This is a genomic window from Nocardia noduli, assembly GCF_019038455.1.
Classification (GTDB): domain Bacteria; phylum Actinomycetota; class Actinomycetes; order Mycobacteriales; family Mycobacteriaceae; genus Nocardia; species Nocardia noduli.
Window position 1 is genome coordinate 1 of the sequence record NZ_JAFMPL010000059.1, and the last position, 24,670, is coordinate 24,670.

Genomic DNA, 24,670 nt, shown 5'->3' on the forward strand with positions numbered 1-24,670 from the left:
GAGTAGGTCGGCGCTGCTGAAGCCGGTGGTGCGTAGGTCGGCGGTGCCGAGGTCGGTGGTGCGTAAGTCGGCGGTGCGGACGTAAGTGGTGTGGTGGAGGGTGCTGCGGCGCTCACCGGTGCGGCGCTCACCGGTGCGGCGGTCTGAGGCGCCGCTGCTATCGGTGCGGCGGTCTGAGGTGCCTGCGTCACCGGTGCTGCCGTCTGCGGTGCTGCCGTCGGTGGTGCCGAGGTCTGCGGTGCTGCGGTTTGTGCCGCCGCCGGTGTACCCGACCCGGGAGGCGCGCCGGACGTACCCGATTGGGCGGCCGCGGCTCCGGTCGAGGTACTCGCGGCCGGCTTCTCACCCGCCGCCGAGGTCCCCGCCTCACCACCCCCGAATGCCGCCGAGCCGTTGGTACCGCCCGCTGTGCCTGTACCGCCCGCAGTGCCCACTTCTCCTGCGGTGCCTGCGTGGCCTCCGCCGCCCGTCGTGCCCGCGCCACTTGCGGTGCCTGCACCTCCCGTCGTGCCCGTGTCGCCCGTCGTGCCCGCGTGGCCTCCACCTGCTGCGCCGGTGCCGCCCGCCGCGCCGGTACTGCCGGAACCGCCCGGCGTCGCGGCATTGCCGTTGCTTCCGGCACTTCCGCCGCCCGAGCCACCGCTCGCCTGCTCGGCGCTGTTCCCCGTAGTGCCGGTGCCGCCTGGCGCACCTGTTCCTCCGGAGTTCCCCGGCGTGCCCGCCGAGCCCGCGTTCCCTTGTGCACCGGCGGTGCTGGATTCGCCTGGGCCGCCTGCGGTGCTGGAGTTCCCTGGTGCGCCTGCCGTACCGGAATTGCCCGATGTTCCGGAGGTTCCGGCGTCGCTCGGTGTACCCGCCAGACCGGAGATCTCCGACGTGCCCGCCGTGTTGGAGTCGCCCGGTGTACCTATCAGGCCGGAGACTCCTGACCCGCTCGAGTTGCCCGAGGCGTTCGCTCCGCCGGAGCTGCCCGGCGCACTTGCCCCGGCCGAATCACCTGGCACACCGGTGTTGCCGGAATCGCTTGCTGAGCCGAAGTTTCCCGATGTGCCAGCGGTGCCGGCATCGGTGGATATGCCCGCCGTGTCGACGTCTTCTGTCGCACCGACTGCGCCCGTGCCTATCGCACCGAGACCTCCGGGAGTGCCGACGGCGCTGCTACCGACGGACGTGCCCGAGATGCCCGAGTTCTGAGACGCACCGGTACCGCCTCCCCCGATGGGACCGCCCGGCCCACCACCACTCGAATCGTTCGGTCCGCTACCGGATCCGAACAGTCCGTTGGCGGTCCCGATACCGCCCCCGATCGGATCGACCACTGCGGGGAGCGGCGGAATTTCCTGAGCGGCCGCACCGTAGGGCTGGATGTAATAGGCGACCATGTCGTCGCGGGCCTGTTCTTCGCTGGCATTGCGTACCTCGGGAGCGGTGGAACCACCCGAGCGGTCACCTACTTCGGGAATCGCGGCTTTGAACCGAGCCGCCGCGTCCCCGGCTGCCTCGAGCGGAACCGTTTGCTGCCGTAGCGCTTCGCCGAATTCGCCCAGCCGGGTGACGTACCGGCGCAGACCGCCGACGGCCGCGTCGGCCGCCGCGCCCTCCCACCGCTGGTCCACGGCCTTTCCCGCGGCCGATTCGAATTGCTGGGCCGCCCTGGTCACCGCGGTCGCGATGGTCGTCCAGGCGTCCACCGCCCCGACCAGGCCGTCCGGGTCCATCTGTTCGGCGGCCTGTTTGATCTCGGCGTGGGAAAAGCTCTGCGCGTTCTCGGGATTCGTGATCGCCCGGCCGTCGATCGGTCTCATGGCGGTTGTCCCTTCCGTCGGTGCGGTCTGACGATATAGACGCACCCGCACCCGACTCGGTTCCATCGAAACACTGTCGATCCACCTGCGCGGCGGAATCGACGGCCGGGGGAGGGGACTAGTGCGCGACGAGCTGGGGGTAGTCACGCAACTCGATATCGTTGCTCGCGTCGTCGGAGTACTTCGACATCAGCCGCCACAGCGGTGATTCGAGGAACCGGTTGCGCATCGCGATTCCGTAGCCGGTCTTCGGCGCGAGGAACCGGCCCGCGTTGCTGCGCCCGGCGATCTTGGCGTAGCGGCGCATGATCGCGTCGTAGTTCGCGAAGGCGACGGTGTGATCGTCGTGCAGCGCGAGTTCGCCCGCGATCACATACGCGCCGACCACGGCGAGCCCGGTTCCGAAGCCGCCGAGCGTGTTCCCGTATCCGGAGTCGCCGACCAGCGCGACCCGGCCCCTGGTGTAGCCGGATTTCGCCATGTCGACGCGGCTGAGCGAGTCGAGGTAGAAATCGTCGAACGCCGACATCTCCTCCAGCATGCGGGGCACCTGCCAGCCCAGGCCCGCGTAGGCGTCGGTGACGACGCCGCGCTGGGCTGCCACGTCGTCTCGCGGGTAGTCGAGTTCGGGTGCGGTGAAGAGGTAGAGCTGCTGGGCTTTCGGCCCGCCGCTGACGGCCAGTCGTCCCGGCGTGTTGTAGCCGTGGGCGGTGGCCCGTCCGCGCGAACCCGCGTCGGTCGTGCTCCACGGACTCGCGCCCGCCACGCAGTAGTAGTGGCCGAGATGCCGGACGAACTCCCGTTCCGGTCCGAAGGCGAGGCGGCGCACCCTGGAGTGGATGCCGTCCGCGCCGAAGACGAGGTCGAAGGTGCGTGCCGTGCCGCGTTCGAATTCCACGCGCACGCCGTCCCCGGTGTCGGTGAGCGCGGTGACGGCGTCCCCGAAGACGTAGTCGCAGCGCGCCGCCGTCCGCTCGTACATGATCCGTGACAGATCGCCGCGCAGGATCTCCACATCGCCGCCGGTGAAATCGCCGGACATGAAGGCCAGGCGCTCGCCGTGTTCGTCGACGAAGACGGTGTCGGTGGTGCCGGTGCGATGGGCGTGGATCTCCTCCCAGATGCCCATTCGCTCGAGCACGGTCCGGTGCGTGTCGCCCTTGAAATCGACCGCCTGACCGCCGGGTCGAGGCGCGGGGGCGCGTTCGACGACGGTCACCGCGTAGCCGTAACGGTCGAGCCAGTAGGCCAGGGCCGGTCCGGCGATGCCGGCGCCGGAGATGAGGACGTTCTTGGTGTGCATCGGGTGCCTCCACGGGGGTCGCAATCTGTGTCCGATGGAATCTGTTTCCGGTGGACACGAATTAGAGTATGGTAGACACAGTTTTAGAGTCAAGGTATCCACGGAAAGGATTCGGATGGCGCAACCGACCACCGTCGAACTGCTGTGGGGCACCCGGCAGCGGCCGAAACGCGGACCCAAACCGGCGCTCACGCTCAAGGGAATCGTCGCGGAGGCCGTCGCCATCGCCGACGCCGACGGACTGGCCGAACTGTCCATGCAGCGCCTCGCGCAGGGGCTCGGCTTCACGAAGATGTCGCTGTATCGCTACGTTCCCGGTAAAGCGGAGTTGACCGCGCTGATGCTGGACTCGGCGCTGGGCGCGCCCCCCGAGATCGCCGCCGTCGACCGGGATCCGGTCGGTGAACCGTGGCGCGTCGGCCTGCGCCGATGGTGCGAATCGCTCTACGAGCGTTTCAGCGCCCACCCGTGGGCCCTGGAACTCGCCGTCGGCGCGCGGCCCGTCGGCCCGAACGAGATGGCGTGGATGGAGGTCGCGCTGCTCGACCTCGCCGATTCCGGCCTGACCACGTCCGAACGCTTCGACACCATCGCCATGCTGGCAGGCCACGCGCGCGGTCTCGCGCAGCAGGTGCTCGCCGCGGGTCCGCAGGATTTCCAGGACAGCATCGCGGCGCAACTGGCCGAGATGCGCGAGGTGGCGGCCCAGCGCTATCCGGTGGCGAGCGCCGCTTTCGCGGAGGCGGGGGCGGCGGCGGGCGGCGACGGCGCGTTGAGCTTCGGCATCGACCGCATCCTCGACGGATTGGGCGTCCACATCGCGCGCCGTCGCGACGCGCGGCGGCCTATCGTCGGAGCATGACCGAAGAACTCGAACTACAGCAGGACTCGATCACCACCGTGCGCGAATTCTTCGCCGCCCTGGAAATCGGGGCCGTCGGCGAAGCGCTGGAACTGCTCGATCCCGAGATCGTGTGGAAGAACACCTCGCTGCCCGATGTGCGCGGCGTCAAGCGGGTCGGCGGACTGTTGCGCGGGCTCAGCCGCGATCAGATCGGGTTCGCCGCGGAGATCCATCACATCGCCGCCGACGGCGATATCGTCCTCACCGACCGCACCGACATCCTGATCTTCGGACCGGTGCGCATCGCGTTCTGGGTGACCGGCACGTTCGAATTGCGCGACGGTCGAATCGTGCTCTGGCACGACCACTTCTCATTCGAGAACTTCATCAGGGGCACCGTGGTCGGACTCGTCCGCGCGGTCCTCGGTCGCCGCTGATCGGTTCGCGACGGGTCGGGCGTGGCGCCCGGCCCGCGCCGTTCAGGCACGCCCGGTGAGGTATTCCAGGTAGAACTGGCGCAGCATGTCGGCGATATCACCGTCACCGGCGTGGAAGTAGTCGTCGATCATCGGGACGACCCATTTGATGTCGGCTTCGCTCTCGCCGACATTGCCCGCCGCCGCCTCCGCGGCCGGGATCGAGGTGAGCAGACGCCAGAGGAACTTCACATCCCCGTGGCGTACCGCCAGTTTCACCGCGCGGTCGTGCAATTCCTTGGACGACAGCTTCTCGAGTTCCTCGTGATCGGACATGACTTCGACTCTAACGGGCCGTGCTGACCTGCGGCTACGACCGGCGTGCCGATGCCCGTTAACGGGATCTTCACCGACATGCCTACCGCTCCGGGAGCGGAGAACGGGTAGTCGGCGGTAGCGTCGATGATGCGGGCCGCGTCGTTGTGGTTCGTACGGGAGGTCCTGACCGTGACTGAGCTACTCAGTGCGAGGGGGCCGGCACCCGGCCCTCGTGGGTTCTGACGCAAGTCGAACCCATCAGGACGGACCGGTCCAGCGAGATCGTCCGCGCGGGTGCCGCACGGACAAACAAGGAGCCCACCGTGACTGCTGCACGCTCCGTTTCCGCTCCCTCGGCGACCTCCCGTAAAACCGGGAAAGGCGCCGCTGTCACTTCTGATCCCAAGGGAGTAAGCCCCTCGCTCTCCACTTCGTCCGGTGCCAAGACGTTCGTCATCGACACTTCGGTCCTGCTCTCCGATCCCTGGGCATACACCCGGTTCGGCGAGAACGACGTCGTGTTACCGCTGGTCGTCATCAGCGAACTCGAAGGCAAACGCCACCACCACGAACTGGGCTGGTTCGCGCGGGAAGCCCTGCGCAACCTGGACGATCTGCGTGTGCGGAACGGCAGGCTGGACCAGCAGGTGCCGATCGGCACCGAGGGCGGAACACTGCAGGTGGAACTCAATCACACCGACCCCACGGTCCTTCCGGTCGGCTTCCGCACCGACACCAACGACTCTCGCATCCTGGCCTGTGCGCTCAATCTCGCGGCGGAGGGCCGCGAAGTCGTCATGGTGTCCAAAGATATCCCGTTGCGCGTCAAGGCCAGTGCCGTCGGTTTGCAGGCCGACGAGTACCACGCCCAGGACGTGATCACCTCCGGTTGGTCCGGAATGGTCGAAATCGATGTCGCCACCGCGCAGATCGACCAGATCTATTCCGAATCGGTCATCGATCTGGACCAGGCGAGGGAACTGCCCTGCCACACCGGAATCCGGCTGCTCGGTTCCAGCTCCAGCGCGCTCGGCCGGGTGACCCCGGACAAACGCGTCCAATTGGTGCGCGAACGCGAGGCATTCGGCCTGCACGGCCGCTCCGCCGAACAGCGCATCGCCCTGGATCTGCTGTTGGACGAGAGCATCGGCATCGTCTCGCTCGGCGGCAAGGCCGGAACCGGCAAATCGGCGCTCGCGCTCACCGCGGGTCTGGAAGCGGTGCTCGAACGCCGCACCCAGCGCAAGGTGGTGGTCTTCCGTCCGCTCTACGCGGTCGGTGGCCAGGATCTGGGCTACCTGCCCGGCAGCGAGAGCGAGAAGATGGGCCCGTGGGCCCAGGCGGTCTTCGACACGCTGGACGGGCTGGCCTCCGCCGAGGTGATGGAGGAGGTGCTCAGCCGCGACATGCTCGAGGTGCTGCCACTGACCCATATCCGCGGTCGGTCGCTGCACGATTCGTTCGTGATCGTGGACGAGGCGCAGTCGCTGGAACGCAATGTGCTGCTCACCGTGCTGAGCAGGCTGGGCACCGGATCGCGGGTGGTGCTCACCCACGATGTCGCCCAGCGCGACAACCTGCGTGTCGGCAGGCACGACGGCGTCGCCGCGGTGATCGAGAAGCTGAAGGGACATCCCCTTTTCGCCCACATCACCCTCACCCGCAGTGAGCGGTCGCCGATCGCGGCGCTGGTCACCGAGATGTTGGAGGAGTACGGCCCGAACGCCTGACAGGCAAATGTCCAGGGTGTGTTTCATCTCACAAATGAGCGGGTAGTCACCGCTCGATAGCTGTTCGGCAACGACCCGGTGCATCGGTAATGATTCGCCGGGTCGTTGCCGTGCCTCGTCCTACGCTACGCGGGGCGCACCGCGTGAAAGAGCGCCCCGGCAAGCCACGGAAGCCAATTCGAGAGGATGGACATGCACCACTTCGCTCGACGAACGGCTGGATACACCACGGCGCTCATGGCCGCGACACTGCTGCTGACCACCGGATGCGGCGATGACGACGACGATTCCAATTCCGCGGCGAGCACCACGGCGCCCGCGGCCGTGACGACCACGACCGCGCGCGCCACGACCACGCCATCGGAGATCTCCGAAACCGCGCGCAGCGCCGAATCCGCGACCGCGACGACGGGAGCCGACTCCACCGGCGAGTCGACGGAGCAGACCAAGATCCCGACCCAGGGCGGGACCGAGGTCACCGTCTCCGGCGACATCTACGAGAAATATGTCGGCGCGGGCGGTCCGGCCGGCCCGCTGGGCGCGCCGATGGAAGCGCAGGAGAACGGCCCCGACGACGGCGAGTACCAGGATTTCGTGGGCGGAACGATCTACGAGGCGAAGGAAGGCGACCCGCACATCGTCTGGGGCGAGATCCGCAAGGCGTGGGAGAGCGACGGCGGCGCGAACGGCACGCTCGGCTATCCCACCAGCGACGAGACCGATATCCCCGGCGGCAAGCAGTCGACCTTCACCGGAGGCACCATCACCTGGGTGGACGGCCGGATCACCGTCACGCCGAAGTAGGCGGCCGGAATTCGCGGCCCGGTTACGCGATGGATGCGGCGTCCGGCATCATGTGACATCATCTCCGGTGGTTTCGGACGCCGTCCGGCAATGCCGTCGTATATCCCCGCGTCGCGGGCACAGCAGCTAGGTTGTGATGGTGCAAAATCTCTTGACCGATCGTGAGCTGCTCGATTCGCTCGCCCTCGAGGTGGAACTGAATCTGCGGCGCCACATCGAGGTGGCCGACGGATGGCAGCCGCACGACTACGTGCCGTTCAGCGAGGGCCAGAACTTCCGCTTCCTCGGCGGAACCGATTGGGAGCCGGGGCAATCCGAGCTCAGCGAGGTCGCCAAGCTGGCCTTGACGGTCAGTGTCCTGGTGGCCGACAACCTGCCCTCCTACCATCGTGAGATCGGCAAGTACCTGCGCACCGGCGCGTGGTGGCGCTGGGTCGGCCGCTGGACGGCCGAGGAGAACCGGCACGAGATCATGATCCGCAACTACCTCATGGTCACCAGGGCGGTCGATCCGGTGCAGCTGGAGCGGTCGCGCATGGAACACATGACCAAGGGCTTCCGCAGGCCCGCCCTGCATCTGCTCGACGTGCTCGCCACCTGCGCGTTGGAGGAGACGGCGTCGGCGGTCCGGCATCGCAATATCGCCGCGCTCGGCGAGAACGAGATCGTCACCGCCATGGCCGAGCGCATCGCGCTCGACGACGAATTGCAGGCGAGGTTCTTCGCCGATCTCGTCGCCGCGGGATTCGATATCGCCCCCGATCAGACCATGCGCGCCGTCGCCGACAGCGTGGCCGCGTTCACGGTGCCTTCGGTGACCCTGCCCGACGGACGCAGCAGCGACGAACTGCTGGCCGAGGCCGGTGTCTACGACCCGGCGCAGGAACCGACGCTGGTCTTCGCACCGCTGCTGGCACGGTGGAATGTCTTCGAGCGCACCGATCTCGGCGCCGAGGGCGAGCAGGCCCGCACCGACATCGCGCATCTGCGCGGCTGATTCGCCCCCGCCGGTCGGTGCGCTCGCTGAGCGCACCGACCGAAGCGGTCACTTCCCGTTCTTGACCTTCGCCATCGACAGCACGTCGAGACGCCGATCGAGTTCCTCCAGGGAGAGCCCGTCGCCGATGAGACCGCGGTCGATCACGGTCTGGCGAATCGTCTTCTTCTGCTTAAGTGCCTCTTTCGCCACCGCCGCGGCCTCCTCGTAGCCGATCGCCGAATTCAGCGGCGTCACGATCGACGGTGAGGATTCGGCCAGGGTGCGCAGATGGTCCTCGTTCGCCACCAGACCCCGGACGCATTTGTCGGCGAAGAGCCGGGAGACATTGGCCAGCAGGCGAATCGATTCCAGCAGGTTGCGCGCCATCACCGGAATGTAGACGTTCAACTCGAACGCGCCGCTCGCGCCGGAGAACGCGACGGTCGCGTCGTTGCCGATCACCTGCGCCGCCACCTGCGTGACCGCCTCGGGGAGAACGGGATTCACCTTGCCTGGCATGATCGAGCTGCCGGGCTGGAGATCGGGCAGCTGGAGTTCACCCAGGCCGGTGAGCGGCCCCGAACCCATCCAGCGGATGTCGTTGGCGATCTTGGTCAGGCTCACCGCGATGGTGCGCAGCGCCCCCGACGCCTCGACCAGCCCGTCCCTGGCGGCCTGGGCCTCGAAATGATCCTCGGCTTCGGAGAACGCGTCGATACCGGTGGAGCGCCGCAATTCCGCGACCACCTTCGCGCCGAACCCCTCCGGGGCATTGAGTCCGGTGCCGACCGCGGTGCCGCCGATGGGCAGCTCACCGAGCCGGGGCAGCGTCACCATCGCACGGTCGATGCCGAGCGCGATCTGACGGGTGTACCCGCCGAATTCCTGGCCGAGGGTGACCGGCACCGCGTCCATCAGGTGCGTGCGGCCCGATTTCACCACGGTGCGCCATTCGGTGGCCTTGTCCAGCAGCGCGAGCCGCAGATGCTCCAGCGCGGGAACCAGATCCTTGATGACCGCTTCGGTCGCGGCGAGATGGGTCGCGGTCGGGAAGGTGTCGTTGGAGGACTGCGACATGTTGACGTCGTCGTTGGGATGCACATCCACGCCGTTGGCCTTGGCGATCGATGCGATGACCTCGTTGGCGTTCATATTCGAGCTGGTGCCCGAACCGGTCTGGAAGACATCGATCGGGAACTGATCGTCGTGCTTACCCTCGGCGATCTCGGTCGCGGCGGCGATGATGGCCTCGGCCTTGCCCGGATCGAGTAACCCCAGATCCCGGTTCACCTTCGCGCACGCGCCCTTCAACAGTCCGAGCGCCCTGATCTGCGCCCGTTCCAGTCCACGTCCGCTGATCGGGAAATTCTCTACGGCCCGCTGCGTCTGCGCCCGCCACAGGGCATGCACCGGAACCCGTACCTCGCCCATGGTGTCGTGTTCGATGCGGTACTGCGTCTCCTCGGTCATATTTCCGACCCTATGCCGACCGCGCGCCGTGTGGGGCTGCCACGCCTGAGGCGATGCGCACAGCGCGGAACGGGCGACGAACGCCCCGAATCCGAGGGCCCGAAACGCGTACCCGACAGCGACGAAAAAGACGCGCAGCCAACGGCATACGCGTCTTCGTCGAATCTCACGGATCAGGGCAGCGGCGGATCCGCGTCCTCGTCGCCGATGAAGTCCACGGCGGAGTACTCGCGGAGTTTGGTGAGACGGTGGTAGGCGTCGATCATGCGGACGGTGCCCGATTTGGAGCGCATGACGATCGACTGGGTGGAGGCGCCGCCGCCGTAGTAGCGGACTCCGCGCAGCAGGTCACCGTCGGTGACACCGGTCGCGCAGAAGAAGACGTTCTCACCCGCGACGAGATCCTCGGTGGTGAGCACACGGTCCAGATCGTGACCGGCGTCGATCGCCTTCTGGCGTTCCTCGTCGTCGGTCGGCGCTAGTTTGGCCTGTAGCGCGCCGCCCATGCAGCGGATGGCGGCCGCGGCGATGATGCCCTCCGGGGTGCCGCCGATGCCGACCAGGATGTCGGTGCCGGAATCGGGCCGCGCGGCCGCGATGGCGCCCGCGACGTCACCGTCGGAGATCAGCCGGATCCGCGCTCCCGCGTCGCGGACCTCCTGGATCAGCTCCGCGTGGCGCGGACGATCCAGGATGCAGACGGTCAGATCCGATTTCAGCAGACTCTTCGCCTTGGCGACGCGCGCGATGTTCTCGGCGATCGGGGCGGAGATATCGATCACGTCGGCGGCGTCGGGACCGACCGCGATCTTGTGCATGTAGAACACCGCGGACGGGTCGAACATCGCACCGCGCTCGGCGACCGCGAGCACGGCGATGGCGCCGGGCGAACCCTTGGACATCAGCGTGGTGCCGTCGATCGGGTCGACCGCGAAATCCACCTCGGGTCCGGTGCCGTCGCCGACGATCTCGCCGTTGTACAGCATGGGCGCTTCGTCCTTCTCGCCCTCGCCGATCACGACGGTGCCGCGCATCGAGACCGAGTTGACCAGCTCGCGCATGGCGTCGACGGCGGCGCCGTCGCCACCCTCCTTGTCGCCGCGCCCGACCCAGCGGCCCGCCGCCATGGCGCCCGCTTCGGTCACCCGGACCAATTCGAGCGCGAGATTGCGATCAGGGGCCTCACGGCGGCTGGGTGCTGGCTTCGATGCCGTCATGGCGGGGTGCCTCCCTCGGTTGGTTTGTTCCGCACGATTGTCTCATTTCGCCTCGGCCCGACTTCGCACCAGATGGCATGACGTGCGGGGGTGCGGGCGGGAGCGGCCCGCCGCCGAGTGAATAGACGCCGAGTGGATACTTGGACCGTGTCCTACCAAAAGCCACGCATCCTCCACGACTACAAGGATCTGTTCTTCTCGCTGATCCCGTTGGTGCTGATCGCCGTGGTCTTCGCCGGTCTGGCCAGTCAGTGCAGCTTCTCGGCGACCGGTCCGACCGAGGGGAAGATCCCGCATTTCGATGTGCAGTCCGCGCTGAACTCCGACGCGCGCACGCTGCCGTTCCCGATCAGGAATCCGGCCGTGCCCGCGGACTGGACGCCGAATTCGGGCAGTCGCGACACCATCACCGGCCCGGACGGCGGTCCGGTGAGCACCGTGGGATATATCACCCCATCGGGGACGTACATGCAGCTCACCCAGAGCAGCGCCTCCGACGAGGTGCTCGCCCGCTCGATCCTCGGCTCCCGTTTCGCCAACGGCACCCAGCAGATCGGCAACCAGAAATGGACGGTGTTCGCCGAGCCGACCGAGGAGACGGCCTGGATCGCCGATTTCGGCCAGTCCAGGGTGTTGATCAAGGGCGCGGGCGACGCGAGCGCGTTCACGACGCTGGCTCAGGCCGTCACGGCCGCCCCGCAACTGTCACGCTGACCACTTGCCCCGGGCTCTCGGTCAGCGATGGCCGACGACGTTGACGACCGTTCCGTCGGGATCACGCACGAAGAATCGCCGCACGCCCCACGGTTCATCGCGCAACGCGTAGACGATATCCGCGCCCTTCGCGCTCGCCGCGGCGTGCACGGCGTCGACGTCATCGACCTCGACGCTGATATCGGGCTGGAACCGCTCGGCGCCCGGCCCGAGCAGCAGCACCTGGGCGGTCGGGTTGGTGGGCGAGGCCATGGTCACCGCCCAGCCCAGATCCATGGTCTCCTCGAAGCCGAGCAGGCGATAGAAATCGCGGCTGCGCGCCATGTCGTCGGTGCGGATATCGGGTGTCGCGCGACGAATGCCCATGTCTGCTCCTACGTCCGGTTCATACCTGTTCTTCGGCCTCGGAACGGGATATCGCGTCCTCGACGCGTTTGCGCGCGCCCGCCAGATGCTCCTCGCACCGGGTGGCGAGCGCTTCGCCGCGCTCCCACAGCGCCAGCGAATCGTCGAGGTCCATTCCGCCCTGCTCGAGCATCTTCACGACGTTGACCAATTCGTCGCGGGCGCGTTCGTAGCCGAAGCCGCGAATCTCGGCCAGCTCCGTCGGCTCGGCCTCGGCGTTGCCGGAATCGGTCACCGTCGTTCCTTCCTGTCGTCGATGTCGTGCTCGCGCGGACCCGCGCCGCTCACCACGCTCTTGCCGAGTGCCTGTGACCCCAACGCCGCCGCGGTGACGGCGCCGTCTGCCACCCGCACGCGCAACTGACTGCCCGCGGGCGCGTCGTCGATACCGCGCACCACGTGCCGTTCGCGGCCGGAAACCCGCTGCACCACAGCGTAGCCACGCGCCAGCGTCGCGGCCGGGCCGACCGCGGTGAGTTTCTCCCGCAGGTGCCGTGTCGTCGTGGACTCGGCGCCGATCAGGTGGTCGGCGCAGCGCCGGGCGGCGATCCTGAGCCGTTCGACCTCCTCGGTACGCCGGTCGATGTCGCGGAGCGGATCGGCGAGCACCGGCCGCGACCGCAACTGCGCGAGCGCCGCGGTCTCGCGGTCGACCCAGCCGCGCAGCGCCGCCGCGGCGCGATCCCGCATATCGCGCACCCCGGCGAGTTCGGCCGCGGCGTCGGGCACGATCCGCTTCGCGGCGTCGGTGGGCGTGGCCGCGCGCATATCGGCGACCAGATCGCAGAGCGGATTATCCGGTTCGTGACCGATCGCGCTGACGATGGGCGTCGTCGCCGCCACGATCGCCCGGCACAGTGCCTCGTCGGAGAAGGGCAGCAGATCCTCCACGCTGCCGCCGCCACGGGCGAGCACGATGACGTCGACCGCGGGATCGCGATCCAGCGCGGCCAGTGCCTCCAGGATCTGCGGTACCGCCGTCGGACCCTGCACCGCGGTATTGCGGACGTCGAAAAGTACTGCGGGCCAACGATTTCTGGCCACCGTCAGCACATCGCGCTCGGCGGCGCTCGCCCGGCCGGTGATCAGCCCGACGGTGCCGGGCAGGAACGGGACGGGACGTTTCAGGCGCGGATCGAACAACCCCTCGGCGGCCAGCAGCGCCTTGAGCCGCTCGATACGGGCGAGCAGTTCGCCGACGCCGACCGGACGGATCTCGATCACGCGCAGCGAGATCGTGCCGCGCCCGACGAAGAACGACAGTTTGCCGAAGACGACGACCCGGCTGCCCTCCTGGAGCGGAACCAGCGATCGACGGATCAATTCCGGATCGCAGGTCACCGACAGCGACATGTCGGCGGAAGGATCGCGTAGGACCAGGAACGCGGTGCGCGTGCCCGGCCGCAGGTTCATCTGGGTGATCTGACCCTCCACCCAGATACTGCCGAGCCGGTCGATCCACTGCGAGACCTTGAGCGCGACCGTGCGCACCGGCCACGGTTGTTCGGCGGAATTGGCTGGCGTCGCGGCGCCGGTCCGCGCCGCCGTGCCGTCCTGAGTCATGCCGCCAGATATACGCGTCGGGTCGGACACGAACGCAACGGGTCGGGCGATTCGTCGCCGCGGCCCCGCGGCGAGCGCTCGGAACCGACGCGCGGAAGTCGGTCACGCGCGCTTCGCCGCCGTCGCGAGTCCGGGCTCACTGGGCGCGGACGGTGGCGATCCGATTGGTCAACATCGTGACGAACGGCGCCCTGTCCAGGGTGAGCTGTTCGTAGTCGAGCAACTCGGCGAGTTCCTCGACCGAGAGCATGCGCAGCCGGGCGCGCAATTGCGCCAGGGTCATATTCGCGTAGTCGTAGCGCGTGGCGACCTCGGGTGCGACGACCTCGGGCGTTTCCTCGGCGATATCGACCGCGGTGTCGGCTGCCGTGGCGCCTGTCACTGTGGTGTCTGTCACCGGGGTCTCCGTCATCGCGGAGTCGTCCGGCGCGTCGACGGTCGGCAGCGCGACGGCGTGCCCGTTCGTCTCGCTCGCCACGGCGGGCTCGTCGGCGGTGTACAGATCGAAACGGCTGGTTCGCGCGGGATTCGCGAACGCCGGTTCCGAGGAGGGATCGGAGTCGAGATCCTCGTCGAAGGTGGCCCACTCCGGCTGTTCCTGCTCACCGCTGCTCAGACGGTCGAAAACCGCGTCGCCCTTGAGTGCGAGGCTGGTCACGAACTGCTGGATATGCATGGAGGTCTGGAGCAGCTGGCTGATGGCGGTGATCGGAAAGTTCACGGCCGCCGTGGGCAGCCTGCGAGTCTCTTCCAGGGCGTACACGGCGGCACCGGCGGCGACCCGGGCCAGGAACGGAGGTCGGAACATGGTTCTAGCCTGCCCGATACGCCCGACGATGCAAAGGGTGGGTGTCACAGACAGATTGTCGCGTGTCCCTCCACCCGGCTCGCAACCGCCCGACGCAAGTAAGCTGTCGTCATGTCTTCGGCCATCCCCTTGAACGTCGGAATCGCCCGCTCGGCCGGTACCGGAACCGCGCTCGCCGACGGCGAGAAACGAGTCCTACTCGCGGAGCCACGCGGCTACTGCGCGGGTGTCGATCGCGCGGTGGAGACGGTGGAGAAGGCCCTGGAGAAGCACGGCGCACCCATCTACGTGCGCAAGGAGATCGTGCACAACCGCCACGTGGTGGAGACCCTGCGTGAACGCGGTGTGATCTTCGTCGACGAGACCGACCAGGTGCCCGACGGCCAAGTCGTGGTCTTCTCCGCGCACGGCGTGTCGCCCGCGGTGCACGATTCGGCCGCGGCCAGGAATCTTCACACCATCGACGCGACATGTCCGCTGGTCACCAAGGTGCACCAGGAAGCCAAACGATTCGCCCGCGACGATTTCGACATCCTGCTGATCGGCCACGAGGGCCACGAGGAGGTCGAGGGCACCGCGGGGGAGGCGCCCGATCACGTGCAGCTCGTCGACGGCCCCGATGCCGTCGACAAGGTCACCGTGCGTGACGAGAACAAGGTGATCTGGCTGTCGCAGACCACCCTCAGCGTGGACGAGACCATGCAGACCGTGCAGCGGCTGCGCGAGCGGTTCCCACTGTTGCAGGATCCGCCCAGCGACGACATCTGCTACGCGACGCAGAACCGTCAGGTCGCGGTGAAGGCGATGGCGCCCGAATGCGATCTGGTGATCGTCGTCGGTTCGCGCAACTCCTCCAATTCGGTGCGGCTGGTCGAGGTCGCGCTCGGCGCTGGCGCGAAGGCCTCGTACCTGGTCGACTACGCCCGCGAAGTGGATCCGGCCTGGCTGGCCGGGGTGCGGACGGTCGGCATCACCTCGGGTGCGTCGGTGCCGGAGATCCTCGTACGCGGTGTGCTCGACATGCTGGAGGAACACGGCTTCGCCGACGTACAGCCGGTCACGACGGCCAACGAGACCCTGGTCTTCGCCCTGCCGCGAGAACTGCGCACCGCCCGCCACTGACGGACGGGCACGCGCTCAGAGGTTCTCCGGCTTCCGGCGTTCGTTGCGCTGCGACTCCCGGTCGCGATACCGGACATTGGGCTGCGGATGCGGTGGCACCTCGCCTCGGGCGCGACCGCCGCGTGGCGCCTCGCTCTCGGCGCGCGCCGGCATCGCGGCCGCGGGGCGGGCCGTCCGTCCCGTCACGGGCCGACCGCCCTCCCTCGGACGGCCTTTGGTCGCGACCCGGGGCGGGGTTTCCGCCACCTCCGCGCTCGGACGCCTGCCGCCGGGGCGCGGCGGTTCGTACTTGTCGGTCTTCTGATCGCTGATATCCACGATGGGCTCGGGATCGGGCCGTTTGGGACGTCGTTTGGCGGCCTCGGGCGGCGCGGCCTTCGCGGGCCTCGCGTTCTTGGCCGGGGCTTTCGACTTGGCGGATTTGGCCGGACTCGCGGATTTCGCCGGGCGGGAGCGATCGGCCGAGCCGCTGCGTCCCCAACTCGATCCGCGGCGCGCCTCGTCACCGCGTTCCTCGGCTTCGGCCCGCCGATGCAGGTAGATACGCAGGCCACCGATCGCCAGACTCAGCGCGGTGGCGAGGAACATCGTCGGGAACCGCTCCACCAACGGGATCGCGAGGTTGAGCAGGATGTCCTTGATACCGCTCGAGTTACTGCCGGTCAGCTGTTGATACGACAGCGGAACCGCCAGGAACAGCAGCAGCGGCGGCAACACCATCGCGGTGAACAAGCCGCGATAGCGGACCGCGAGAACCGCGGCAACGCAGCCCGCGACATACAGCGCCGCGAAGGTGCCGGTCAGTTCCCCGGTGTTGCCGTTTGCATCGATCAGGAACCCCAGAAACGTGCACGCCACCGCAATCAGGATCGCCGCACCGGCCGGGATACCCGGCACCGACGGCAAGATCGAACGTTGCGGCGCGGGCACCCGGGATCGCACACGTTGGGAAGCAGCCACGCTGAGAACACTAACCGGCGTGGCGCGTGTCGGCGTTACGGCACGGCCAGCGGCGCCGTCGTCGATCGATCGGCGCGAAGGTCGTCGCCGGTCGACGGACGCGGGCGGCGGGTGGTCGAGCGGTGCGCGCACCACTACTCCTCCGCGTCGGCGAAGGCCGCCGCCCTCGGCATCGATTCCAGCTTGCCGATCTCGGGAATCGGCTGCTCAGCGATTTCCAGGTCGTGCAATTTCCTGGCCGTCACCATGACACGAGATTCTACCGACGCCACGGTGTAGTTGAACGCCTCGACCGCCTTACCGAGTTGCGATCCGAGCCGGTCCAGGTGTTTACCGGTCATTCCGAGCCTGTTGTAAAGCTCTCTTCCCAATTGCTGGATCGTCGCGGCGTCGCGCGAGAGCGCCTCCTGCCGCCAACTGAAGGCCACCGTGCGCAACAACGCGATCAGGGTGGTCGGGGTCGCGAGGATCACATTGCGACCGAAGGCGTGCTCGAGCAATCCGAAGTCGGCGGTGAGCGCGGCATCGAGGAACGGATCACCCGGAATGAAGAGCACCACGAATTCCGGGGCCGGATCGAAGGCGGCCCAATAGGCCTTGGCCGCCAATTTGTCGACGTGCACCCGCAGGTGTTTGGCGTGCCGGGCCAGCAGATCGGCGCGCAGATCCGGATCATCGGCCGCGCACGCGTCGAGGTATGCCTCGAAGGGCACCTTGGCGTCGACCACGATGCTGCGGCCACCCGCCAGATGGACCACCAGATCGGGACGCACCGTCGCGGTCCGGTCGTTGTCACCGTCGTCGCGGGTGGCCCGGCTCACCTGGGTGGAGAAATCGCAATGCCTGGTCATACCCGCCAGTTCGACGACCCGTTCCAATTGGATCTCGCCCCAGCGCCCGCGCACCTGCGGCGCCCGCAGCGCGGAGACCAGTTGATTCGTCTGCCCGGCCAGCTGATTCGAGGTGCGCTGCATACCCGCGACCTGTTCGCGCAGACCGGAATACGCGTCGACGCGCTGGTGCTCGACATGCTGGATGTGGCGTTCGAGCGCCCCCACCGCCTCGCGCAACGGTTCGACCATCGCGCCGATCGCGTGCGAATGCCTGCGCGCGGCGTCTTCGTTCGCCGCGGTGAGGGAATGGCGTAGCAGCCGTTCGTTCTCACCCGCCGCCTCCAGTCTCGCTTCGGCGGCGACCGCCCTCCTGCCCGCCCGCGCGGAATGACCGAGCCAGCCGAGTCCCACTCCGGCGGCGAATACCAGCATCAGTGCGACGAGCATCGGTGCGGTCATAGCGCAGATAGTGCCGTACGTCACCGACAGGAATCAAAGCCGACCGGCTACCGATCGGCGACGCGTCCGCAAATCCTCGGCGCCACGGTGGAATCCACGCCGGGGCGGTAGAGGAAACACCGCCGAACACGCCGATCCGAACGCGGCAAATCCGACACCCGGGTCGGGGCGATTGAATTCTGTCGGTGGGTACGCCTACGGTTTCGCCCCATGCGGATGCTGCACACCTCGGACTGGCACATCGGGCGTACCTTCCACGGCGTCGATCTGTTATCCGACCAGGAGCGCGCGTTGGGCGCGGTCGCGGAACTGGTCGCCGAGGAGTCCGTCGACGTCGTGCTGATCCCCGGCGACATCTACGACCGATCGATTCCGAGCGCGGACGCGATCGCGGTGTGCAACCGGGGATTCGAGGCGATCCGCGCCGCGGGCGCCACGATCGTGGCCACCTCGGGCAATCACGATTCGCCGACACGTCTCGGCGCCGGCGCCAGTTTCGCCGCCGCGGGTGGCCTGCACCTGCGCACCACCGTCGCCCAGGCCGATCGGCCGGTGCTGCTCGCCGACGAGCACGGCGACATCGCGATGTACGGCATCCCGTACCTCGAACCCGAGATCACCCGCGCCGAACTCGGTGTGCCGCAGGCACGTTCGCACGCCGACATCCTGGACGCGGCGATGGACAGGATCCGCGCCGACCTCGCGCGACGCGGCGATATCCGTTCGGTGATTCTCGCGCACGCCTTCGTCGTCGGCGGCGCGGCGACCGGGTCGGAGCGGTCCATCTCGGTCGGCGGCGTCGAGACGGTTCCGCTCTCGGCGTTCACCGGGATCGACTACGTCGCCCTCGGCCACCTGCATTCGCCGCAGACCCTCTCGGAATCGGTGCGCTATTCGGGTTCGCCGTTGCCGTACTCCTTCGCGGAGAACTCACATCGCAAGGCGGTGTGGATCATCGATCTGGACGAGTCGGGGTTGCGGGAGGTCCGGCGTCGCGACCTTCCCTCGGTGCGTGGTCTGAGCAGGCTCACCGGCACACTCGACGAACTGTTGGACGACCCGGCACATGCCGAGGCGCAAGAACATTACGTCTCGGCGACCCTCACCGACACCGCCCGTCCCGTCGATCCGCTGCGTAAGCTGCGCGAACGGTTTCCGCACGTGGTGCACGTCGAATGGGCGCGCCCGGAGGGCAATCCGGAACTGCGCTACCGCGAGCGCGTGCGCGGCAGGCGTGATACCGAGGTGGCGCAGAGCTTCCTCACCGATGTGCGCGGCGCACCGAGCGCGGGCGAGATGGCCTGGCTGGAAAAGGCACTCGCCGCGGCGGTCGCCGAACCCGACCGGCAGCCCGCCGCGCTGCCACTCGCCGGGGAACTCACCGCGTGAGGCTGCACCGGTTGGAGATGACCGCGTTCGGACCGTTCGCCGAGCCGACCGTCATCGACTTCGACACGCTGGGATCCGACGGACTCTTCCTGCTGCACGGGCAGACCGGCGCGGGAAAGACCACCGTGCTGGACGCGATCGCCTTCGCCCTCTACGGCAGCGTGCCGGGGGCGCGGGGGGAGAGCAAACGCCTGCATTCCGATCACGCCGACGAGCAGACACCGCCACGGGTGGTGCTGGAGGCCGTGATCGGCGGCAGGCGGCTGCGGCTGACGCGGTCACCGGAATTCGTGCGGCCGAGTAAACGCGCCAAGGGCGGCTTGGTGAAGGAGAACCCCACCGCGACACTGGAATGGCTCGACGGTCCCGGCGTCAACCTGTCCAGGCTCACCGATATCGGCAACGAGGTCATCCGCCTGCTCGGCATGAGCGCCGACCAGTTCTTCCAGGTCGTCCTGCTGCCACAGGGGGATTTCGCGCGATTCCTGCGGGCACACAACGAGGATCGCGAGAAACTGCTCGAAAAACTTTTCGACACAGAACGTTTCGGCACCGCCGAACAGTGGCTCGCCGAGAAGCGCCGCGCCTCCGAGGCCGAGATGAGACGGCGGACCGATTCCATCCGGCGTCTCATCGACAATGTGGCGATGGCGGCGGGGCGCAATGTCACCGAGGTCGTCGAACCTCACGAGGCAGTCACCTGGTCACAGGATCTGCTGGCCGCCGCCAGAGCCGATCTGACGACCGCCACCGCGGAATCCGAACGGTGTCAGCGGGATTCGGCGCGGATTCGGTCCGAGGCGGAGGAACAGCGCCGCCTCGACGAACTACGCCGCCGGAGGGGAGCCGCCCGCGCCACCCTGGACGGTTACCTCGCCGGGGCGGACCATCGCGCGGCATTGCGCGCCGAATGGGAGTCCGCCCGTCGCGCCCAGCCGGTCACCGAAGCGATCGATGAGGCGAGAGCCGTGGTCGTGACCGCCCGAAAGCACGAGAAACGGCGGCGCGAGGCCGAAGACGCGCTGGTGACCGCGCTGATGGATCCCGCGGCCGCCGATCTGGGTCGGGCCGAACTGCTCGCGACGCCGCCCGCCGACACGGCGAGCGATGCGGACGATCGTGAGATCTCGCGGGCCGGTGATCGGCAGTCGGGAACACATTCCGGGCGGGGCACGACTGTGCGTCCCGACGCCGATATCGATGCGGCGATCCGGCGCTGGAGCGCACAGACCGGAGCGCTGGACGAGGTGCGCGGCGACGTCGACATCGCGACTGGCCTGAGCAGGGAGTTGACCGAACTGCGCGGCGAGGAGACCGCGCTCGCGGCCCGCATCACCACGGTGAACCGACGTCGCGAGGAACTGCCCGCGGCGATCGCCGCCGCGGAAGCGCGTTCGCGCGAGGCCGCCACCGCCGCGGCCACCCTGCCCTCGGTGCGTACCGAACTCGAACGATTGCAGACGGCGGTGTCGGCCGCGGTCGAATTGGCCACCCGCCGAACAGCACTCGACCACGCCCGGATCGAATTCGAATCCGCCAGGTCCGATCACAACGACGCCAAGGAGCGGGTGCTCGACCTGCGTGAACGTCGTCTCGCCGGTATGGCCGCGGAATTGGCGGGTCAGCTCGTCGACGGGCAGCCGTGCGCGGTCTGCGGTTCCGAGGACCATCCGGACCCGGCGCGCCCGACCGCGCACGCGGTATCCAAGGCGTCCGAGGACGAGGCCGTCGCCGCCGAACGGGTCGCCGAGGAAGCACGCAATCGAGTGCAGACACAGATCACGGAGCTGGAAAGGGAGATCGAGAAATTCAAGGCCGCGGGCGGTGACGCCGATCGGGTCGAACTCGCCGCCGCGCTGCGCGCCTGCACCGACCGCTACCGCGACGCCGAGGATATGGCCGAACTGGTCGACGGATTCGACGCCGAGCTGGCACGGCTGCGCGCCGACGAGACCGGCCTCCTGGACGAATTGCGCGCCGCCGATACCCGGCGCAGCACCGTGTCCACGCGGATCGCCGGTGCGGCCGCCCGTCACACCGAACTCACCGAACGGCTGCGCGCTGCCGCCGGTGCGGACCGGACCATCGATGATCGCCGTCGCCGTATCGACGCCCTGATCGGCACCGCCACGGCACTGCGCGAGGCCGTGGCAGCCGTCGCCAAGGCAGGTGAACAGGTGGTCGTCATGGCCGAACGCGTCGAAAGTCTCGCTCGTGCGGCGGGATTCGCCATCGACCCGCAGGTACGCGCCGATGCCGTCGGTGACGATGTCGCCGTACTGGCCGCCTACGCGAAGGTCGTCGCCACCGCATCGCGACCCCCGCGACGGCACGAGGAGATAGACGCCGAACTGCTCGACGCGGAGCACAGGAAAGGCAGCGCCGAGGCCGTCCTCGCCGAACCCGAGGTGCAGGCGGCCGCGCTCACCGAACCCCGCGATCCGGCCGAACTGCAACGCCAGGTCGCGGAAGCCCAAACCCACCTGAACGCGGCGGTCGCCGCCCATGCCGAGGCCACCCGCCGGGTGAATCTGCTCGAGGATCTGGGCGGACAACTGTGGGTCGCGCTGGATCGGGTCGCGCCGCTGCAACGGGCCCACGACGAACTCGCCGGTGTCGCCGATGTCGTGGCGGGACGCGGGGAGAACAACCGCCGCATGTCGCTTCGGTCCTATGTCCTCGCAGCCAGGCTGGAGGAGGTGGCACTCTCGGGCTCGGTGCGGTTGCGTCGAATGTCGGGCGGGCGTTACGAATTCGTGCACTCGGACCGGGAGGGACCGAACGGTCGACGCGGCGGACTCGGCCTCGACATCCGCGACGACTACACCGGCGCGATCCGCCCGGCCAAAACGCTCTCCGGCGGCGAAACCTTCATGGCCTCGCTGTCGCTCGCCCTCGGACTCGCCGATACCGTCGCCGCCGAATCCGGCGGCCAGGTACTCGACACCCTCTTCATCGATGAGGGTTTCGGCGGCCTCGACGCCGACACCCTCGACGCCGTCATGGGCGTGCTCGACGAATTGCGCGCGGGCGGCAGAGTGGTCGGCCTGGTCAGCCACGTGGACGAAATGCGCCAGCGCATTCCCAGCCGCCTCCACGTCATCCGCGGCCGGAGCGGATCGCGCCTCGAGACGACCGTTTCGTAGCACGATCGCGGCTCCGCGCCGCGCGACTTCATCATCGAGCGTTCACACGCTGGTCAGGGGTGCGCCAGGAGTCGACGGCCGCGCCGCGCCGCGGTGCCCACGCCGCGCGACCGCGTAGGTCGAATAGCTCGTAGGTCGAATAGCCACCGTTTCGCGGGCAGACCCAGCGGACCCGCCTACCGCGTGCGCCCTTCGTGGTCGAGCAGCCACCGTTTCGCGGGCAGACCCCAGCGGAACCCGCCGAGCGCGCCGCCGATGCGCAGCACGCGATGACACGGCACGAACAGGGCCGCCGCGTTGCGGGCACAGGCGTTGGCGGCGGCGCGGGTGGCGGCGGGCCTGCCCGCGACGGCGGCGAATTCGGTGTAGGTGACCGGATCGCCCGCGGGGATCTTGCGCAGCACCTCCCACGCGTGTAGCAGGAACTCACCCGAGTGCTGGCGGACCGGGATCGCGTCGATCGCGTCGAGTTCACCCCGGTGGTAGTCGGAGACGGCGGTCGTGATCGCACCGAGCGAATCGCGTTCACGCAGGTCGTCGGGGCGCAGCCGGGTATGGATCAGCAGACGCAGGTTCTCGGCGTCGGCGGTCCACCCCGCGGCCAATACCGCCCCGTCCCGATCCGCGAGGGCGGTGAACGGACCGATGGGTGTGTCGACCGTGGCGTAGTCCGCGGTGCTCATGACGTATGCCCTTTCGTTGTTCGAGGTTGCCGGTCGATCGGTCGACTCACGACGCCCCGGCCCGTTTGTGCCCGTTCTTGCGCGGCGCCCGTCCCGCCAACGCGGCCTTCCACATGTGCATCGACAGATACGACCGCCACGGCGCCCACCGTTCGGTGTCGGTGAGGTCGACGCCGAGCAGTGCGGCCCCCTCACGAACCACGAGGTCGGTGCCGAGCAGGATATCGGGGTCGGCGAGCAGTCGCATGGCCACGTAGTCGGCGGTCCACGGGCCGATGCCGTCCAGGGCGAGCAGGTCGCGGCGCAGGTCGGCGGCGGTGCGGCCCTGATGCAGTCGCAGTTCGCCCGAGGCGATCGCGCCCGCGGCCGCGACGATCGAGTGGACCCGCCGCGCGGGACCGGTGAGGACTTCGGCGCCGCGTTCGGCGATGATCGCGGGCGTCGGGAACAACCGGGGCAGCGGCCCTTCGACTTCCTCGCCCAGCGCGTCGACCAGGCGTGCGGTATGTGTCGACGCCGCCGACACGGAGATCTGCTGGCCGATCATGGTGCGCAGCAGCAGTTCCGGACCGTCCAGGCAACCGGGCACCCGGATCCCGGGACTGAACAGCGGACGCTGGGTTCCGGTCGGCTGCGGCGGCTCACCGGTCGCGGGTGTGGTGCCCGCGTCGGGCAACTGCTCGCCGTCCAAGGGTTGGGCGGCGTTGCGGCGCGACAGCACGCCGAGAACCTCATCGATGCCGACCGGATCGGCGTCGAGATCGAGCAGGTGCCGCAGCCGCGCCACGGTCGGGGCCAGATCGCGCATATCGTGCAGGGCGAGTTCGGCGCGCACGTGATCCCGCTGGAAGCTGAGCCGGGCCGTCGCGTGGCCGTGCGGTGTGCGCAGATTGCGGGTGTAGGCGTGGTCCTCCCACTGCTCCACGCCCTGCGCGACGTGCGAGGACAGGAACCATTCGAGCCAGGCGCGGTCAAGCGGTTCCCGGTAGGGCAGTCGCAAGGTCAATACCCCGTTGACGGCGGGGGCGATGGGCGTGTCCTTGCGCGCGCGCTGGGCCTCGGTGCGCATGGTGGTCGGACTGACGGCGAAGACCTCGCGCACGGTGTCGTTGAACTGCCGGATGCTGGCGAATCCGGCCGCGAACGCGATATCCGACATCGGCATCGCGGTGGTCTGGATCAGCAGCCGGGCGGTGTGGGCGCGGTGCGCGCGGGCCAGGGCCAGCGGCCCCGCGCCCAGTTCGGTGGTGAGTACGCGCGTCAGTTGACGCTGTGAATACCCGAGGGTCGCGGCCAGCGCGGGCACGCCGCCGCGTTCGATCACGCCGTCACCGATGAGTCGCATGGCCCTGGCCGCGAGATCGGCCCGTGTGTTCCATAACGGGGAACCGGGTGCGGCATCGGGTAGACAGCGTCGGCAGGCCCGGTATCCGGCGTGCTGCGCCGCCGCGGCGGTCGGCAAGAAGCTGACATTGGTTCGTTTGGGTGTGATGGCCGGGCACGAAGGGCGGCAATAGATCCCGGTGGTTCGCACCGCCGTGAAGAACTGTCCGTCGAACCGCGAGTCCCGCGTCGACACCGCCCGATAGCACCGCTCGAAATCCAACGCCGTGATCGTCACCCAATCAACAATGTCAGCTCGCGCGAGACCGTGCTAGCGGAAATCCGCCACGGATGCTCGAAGTTGCCCCGGACCCGGGAA

General features: G+C 68.4%; 22 protein-coding genes. 9 read left to right on the plus strand and 13 right to left on the minus strand.

Annotated features, from left to right (window positions below; all coding sequences use genetic code 11):
- Together JZ792_RS25830 and JZ792_RS25835 are read right to left on the minus strand one after the other, a co-directional pair.
- A partial coding sequence (locus JZ792_RS25830) for a PPE domain-containing protein (protein WP_438804385.1) occupies positions 1-1,805 on the minus strand: 1,805 nt, incomplete at its 3' end.
- A 118-nt stretch (positions 1,806-1,923) separates the two neighbouring features.
- Positions 1,924-3,108, minus strand: a complete 1,185-nt coding sequence (locus JZ792_RS25835; RefSeq protein ID WP_216914284.1) for an FAD-dependent monooxygenase — start codon at positions 3,106-3,108, stop codon at positions 1,924-1,926.
- 115 nt (positions 3,109-3,223) lie between these two features.
- On the opposite strand from JZ792_RS25835, the gene JZ792_RS25840 reads away from it, so the two are divergent.
- Positions 3,224-3,970, plus strand: coding sequence for a TetR/AcrR family transcriptional regulator (locus JZ792_RS25840; RefSeq protein ID WP_216914286.1), 747 nt, complete (start codon positions 3,224-3,226; stop codon positions 3,968-3,970).
- Positions 3,967-4,389 carry a limonene-1,2-epoxide hydrolase family protein gene (locus JZ792_RS25845; RefSeq protein ID WP_216914288.1) on the plus strand — a complete coding sequence of 141 codons (423 nt, stop codon included), beginning with the start codon at positions 3,967-3,969 and terminating at the stop codon, positions 4,387-4,389. The genes JZ792_RS25840 and JZ792_RS25845 overlap by 4 nt, the downstream gene beginning before the upstream one ends.
- A gap of 42 nt (positions 4,390-4,431) precedes the next feature.
- Here the strand turns inward: JZ792_RS25845 and JZ792_RS25850 are convergent, their stop codons facing one another.
- On the minus strand, positions 4,432-4,704 hold the full coding sequence (locus JZ792_RS25850; RefSeq protein ID WP_216914290.1) for a hypothetical protein: 273 nt from the start codon (positions 4,702-4,704) through the stop codon (positions 4,432-4,434).
- 305 nt (positions 4,705-5,009) lie between these two features.
- Here JZ792_RS25850 and phoH2 point away from each other — a divergent pair, with 305 nt between their 5' ends.
- The 3 genes from phoH2 (at position 5,010) to JZ792_RS25865 (ending at position 8,217) form a co-directional block, all read left to right on the plus strand.
- Positions 5,010-6,416: an RNA 5'-3' helicase PhoH2 gene (gene phoH2 / locus JZ792_RS25855; RefSeq protein ID WP_216914292.1), complete on the plus strand. Its 1,407-nt coding sequence runs from the start codon at positions 5,010-5,012 to the stop codon at positions 6,414-6,416.
- Positions 6,417-6,653: 237 nt separating this feature from the next.
- A complete protein-coding gene (locus JZ792_RS25860) occupies positions 6,654-7,220 on the plus strand; it encodes an LGFP repeat-containing protein (RefSeq protein ID WP_254190360.1) in 567 nt (188 codons plus the stop codon).
- 136 nt (positions 7,221-7,356) lie between these two features.
- Positions 7,357-8,217, plus strand: coding sequence for an acyl-ACP desaturase (locus JZ792_RS25865; protein WP_216914296.1), 861 nt, complete (start codon positions 7,357-7,359; stop codon positions 8,215-8,217).
- A gap of 48 nt (positions 8,218-8,265) precedes the next feature.
- Here the strand turns inward: JZ792_RS25865 and JZ792_RS25870 are convergent, their stop codons facing one another.
- Positions 8,266-9,669: a class II fumarate hydratase gene (locus tag JZ792_RS25870; RefSeq protein ID WP_216914298.1), complete on the minus strand. Its 1,404-nt coding sequence runs from the start codon at positions 9,667-9,669 to the stop codon at positions 8,266-8,268.
- Between the two features lie 173 nt (positions 9,670-9,842).
- Entirely contained in the window at positions 9,843-10,886 is a 1,044-nt protein-coding gene (gene glpX / locus JZ792_RS25875; RefSeq protein ID WP_216914300.1) for a class II fructose-bisphosphatase, read from the minus strand.
- A 147-nt stretch (positions 10,887-11,033) separates the two neighbouring features.
- On the opposite strand from glpX, the gene JZ792_RS25880 reads away from it, so the two are divergent.
- Positions 11,034-11,600 carry a DUF4245 domain-containing protein gene (locus JZ792_RS25880; protein ID WP_216914302.1) on the plus strand — a complete coding sequence of 189 codons (567 nt, stop codon included), beginning with the start codon at positions 11,034-11,036 and terminating at the stop codon, positions 11,598-11,600.
- Between the two features lie 21 nt (positions 11,601-11,621).
- On the opposite strand, the gene JZ792_RS25885 is transcribed toward JZ792_RS25880, so the two are convergent.
- From JZ792_RS25885 to JZ792_RS25900, 4 genes are all read right to left on the minus strand, one after another.
- Positions 11,622-11,966 carry a VOC family protein gene (locus tag JZ792_RS25885; protein ID WP_216914304.1) on the minus strand — a complete coding sequence of 115 codons (345 nt, stop codon included), beginning with the start codon at positions 11,964-11,966 and terminating at the stop codon, positions 11,622-11,624.
- Between the two features lie 19 nt (positions 11,967-11,985).
- Positions 11,986-12,240 (minus strand): exodeoxyribonuclease VII small subunit, encoded by a 255-nt coding sequence (locus tag JZ792_RS25890; protein ID WP_109527909.1) that lies wholly within the window; start codon positions 12,238-12,240, stop codon positions 11,986-11,988.
- Positions 12,237-13,568: an exodeoxyribonuclease VII large subunit gene (gene xseA, locus JZ792_RS25895; protein WP_216914306.1), complete on the minus strand. Its 1,332-nt coding sequence runs from the start codon at positions 13,566-13,568 to the stop codon at positions 12,237-12,239. The genes JZ792_RS25890 and xseA overlap by 4 nt, the downstream gene beginning before the upstream one ends.
- Positions 13,569-13,704: 136 nt before the next feature.
- Positions 13,705-14,376, minus strand: a complete 672-nt coding sequence (locus JZ792_RS25900) for a lipid droplet-associated protein (RefSeq protein WP_216914308.1) — start codon at positions 14,374-14,376, stop codon at positions 13,705-13,707.
- A gap of 111 nt (positions 14,377-14,487) precedes the next feature.
- Between JZ792_RS25900 and JZ792_RS25905 the strand changes: the two genes are divergently transcribed.
- Complete coding sequence (locus JZ792_RS25905) at positions 14,488-15,498, plus strand: 4-hydroxy-3-methylbut-2-enyl diphosphate reductase (protein WP_216914310.1); 1,011 nt, start codon at positions 14,488-14,490, stop codon at positions 15,496-15,498.
- A gap of 15 nt (positions 15,499-15,513) precedes the next feature.
- Here JZ792_RS25905 and JZ792_RS25910 read toward each other — a convergent pair whose 3' ends face one another.
- Both JZ792_RS25910 and JZ792_RS25915 read right to left on the minus strand, forming a co-directional pair.
- A complete protein-coding gene (locus JZ792_RS25910; RefSeq protein ID WP_308165461.1) occupies positions 15,514-16,590 on the minus strand; it encodes a DUF6542 domain-containing protein in 1,077 nt (358 codons plus the stop codon).
- Between the two features lie 2 nt (positions 16,591-16,592).
- A complete protein-coding gene (locus tag JZ792_RS25915) occupies positions 16,593-17,750 on the minus strand; it encodes a DNA recombination protein RmuC (protein ID WP_216914312.1) in 1,158 nt (385 codons plus the stop codon).
- A 210-nt stretch (positions 17,751-17,960) separates the two neighbouring features.
- On the opposite strand from JZ792_RS25915, the gene JZ792_RS25920 reads away from it, so the two are divergent.
- Together JZ792_RS25920 and JZ792_RS25925 are read left to right on the plus strand one after the other, a co-directional pair.
- Positions 17,961-19,139, plus strand: coding sequence for an exonuclease SbcCD subunit D (locus tag JZ792_RS25920; RefSeq protein ID WP_216914314.1), 1,179 nt, complete (start codon positions 17,961-17,963; stop codon positions 19,137-19,139).
- Positions 19,136-22,285 (plus strand): AAA family ATPase, encoded by a 3,150-nt coding sequence (locus JZ792_RS25925; protein ID WP_216914316.1) that lies wholly within the window; start codon positions 19,136-19,138, stop codon positions 22,283-22,285. The genes JZ792_RS25920 and JZ792_RS25925 overlap by 4 nt, the downstream gene beginning before the upstream one ends.
- Before the next feature lie 176 nt (positions 22,286-22,461).
- Here JZ792_RS25925 and JZ792_RS25930 read toward each other — a convergent pair whose 3' ends face one another.
- Together JZ792_RS25930 and JZ792_RS25935 are read right to left on the minus strand one after the other, a co-directional pair.
- Entirely contained in the window at positions 22,462-22,968 is a 507-nt protein-coding gene (locus JZ792_RS25930) for a methylated-DNA--[protein]-cysteine S-methyltransferase (RefSeq protein ID WP_216914318.1), read from the minus strand.
- A 46-nt stretch (positions 22,969-23,014) separates the two neighbouring features.
- Positions 23,015-24,589 (minus strand): DNA-3-methyladenine glycosylase 2 family protein, encoded by a 1,575-nt coding sequence (locus tag JZ792_RS25935; RefSeq protein ID WP_216914320.1) that lies wholly within the window; start codon positions 24,587-24,589, stop codon positions 23,015-23,017.
- Between the last annotated feature and the right edge of the window lie 81 nt (positions 24,590-24,670).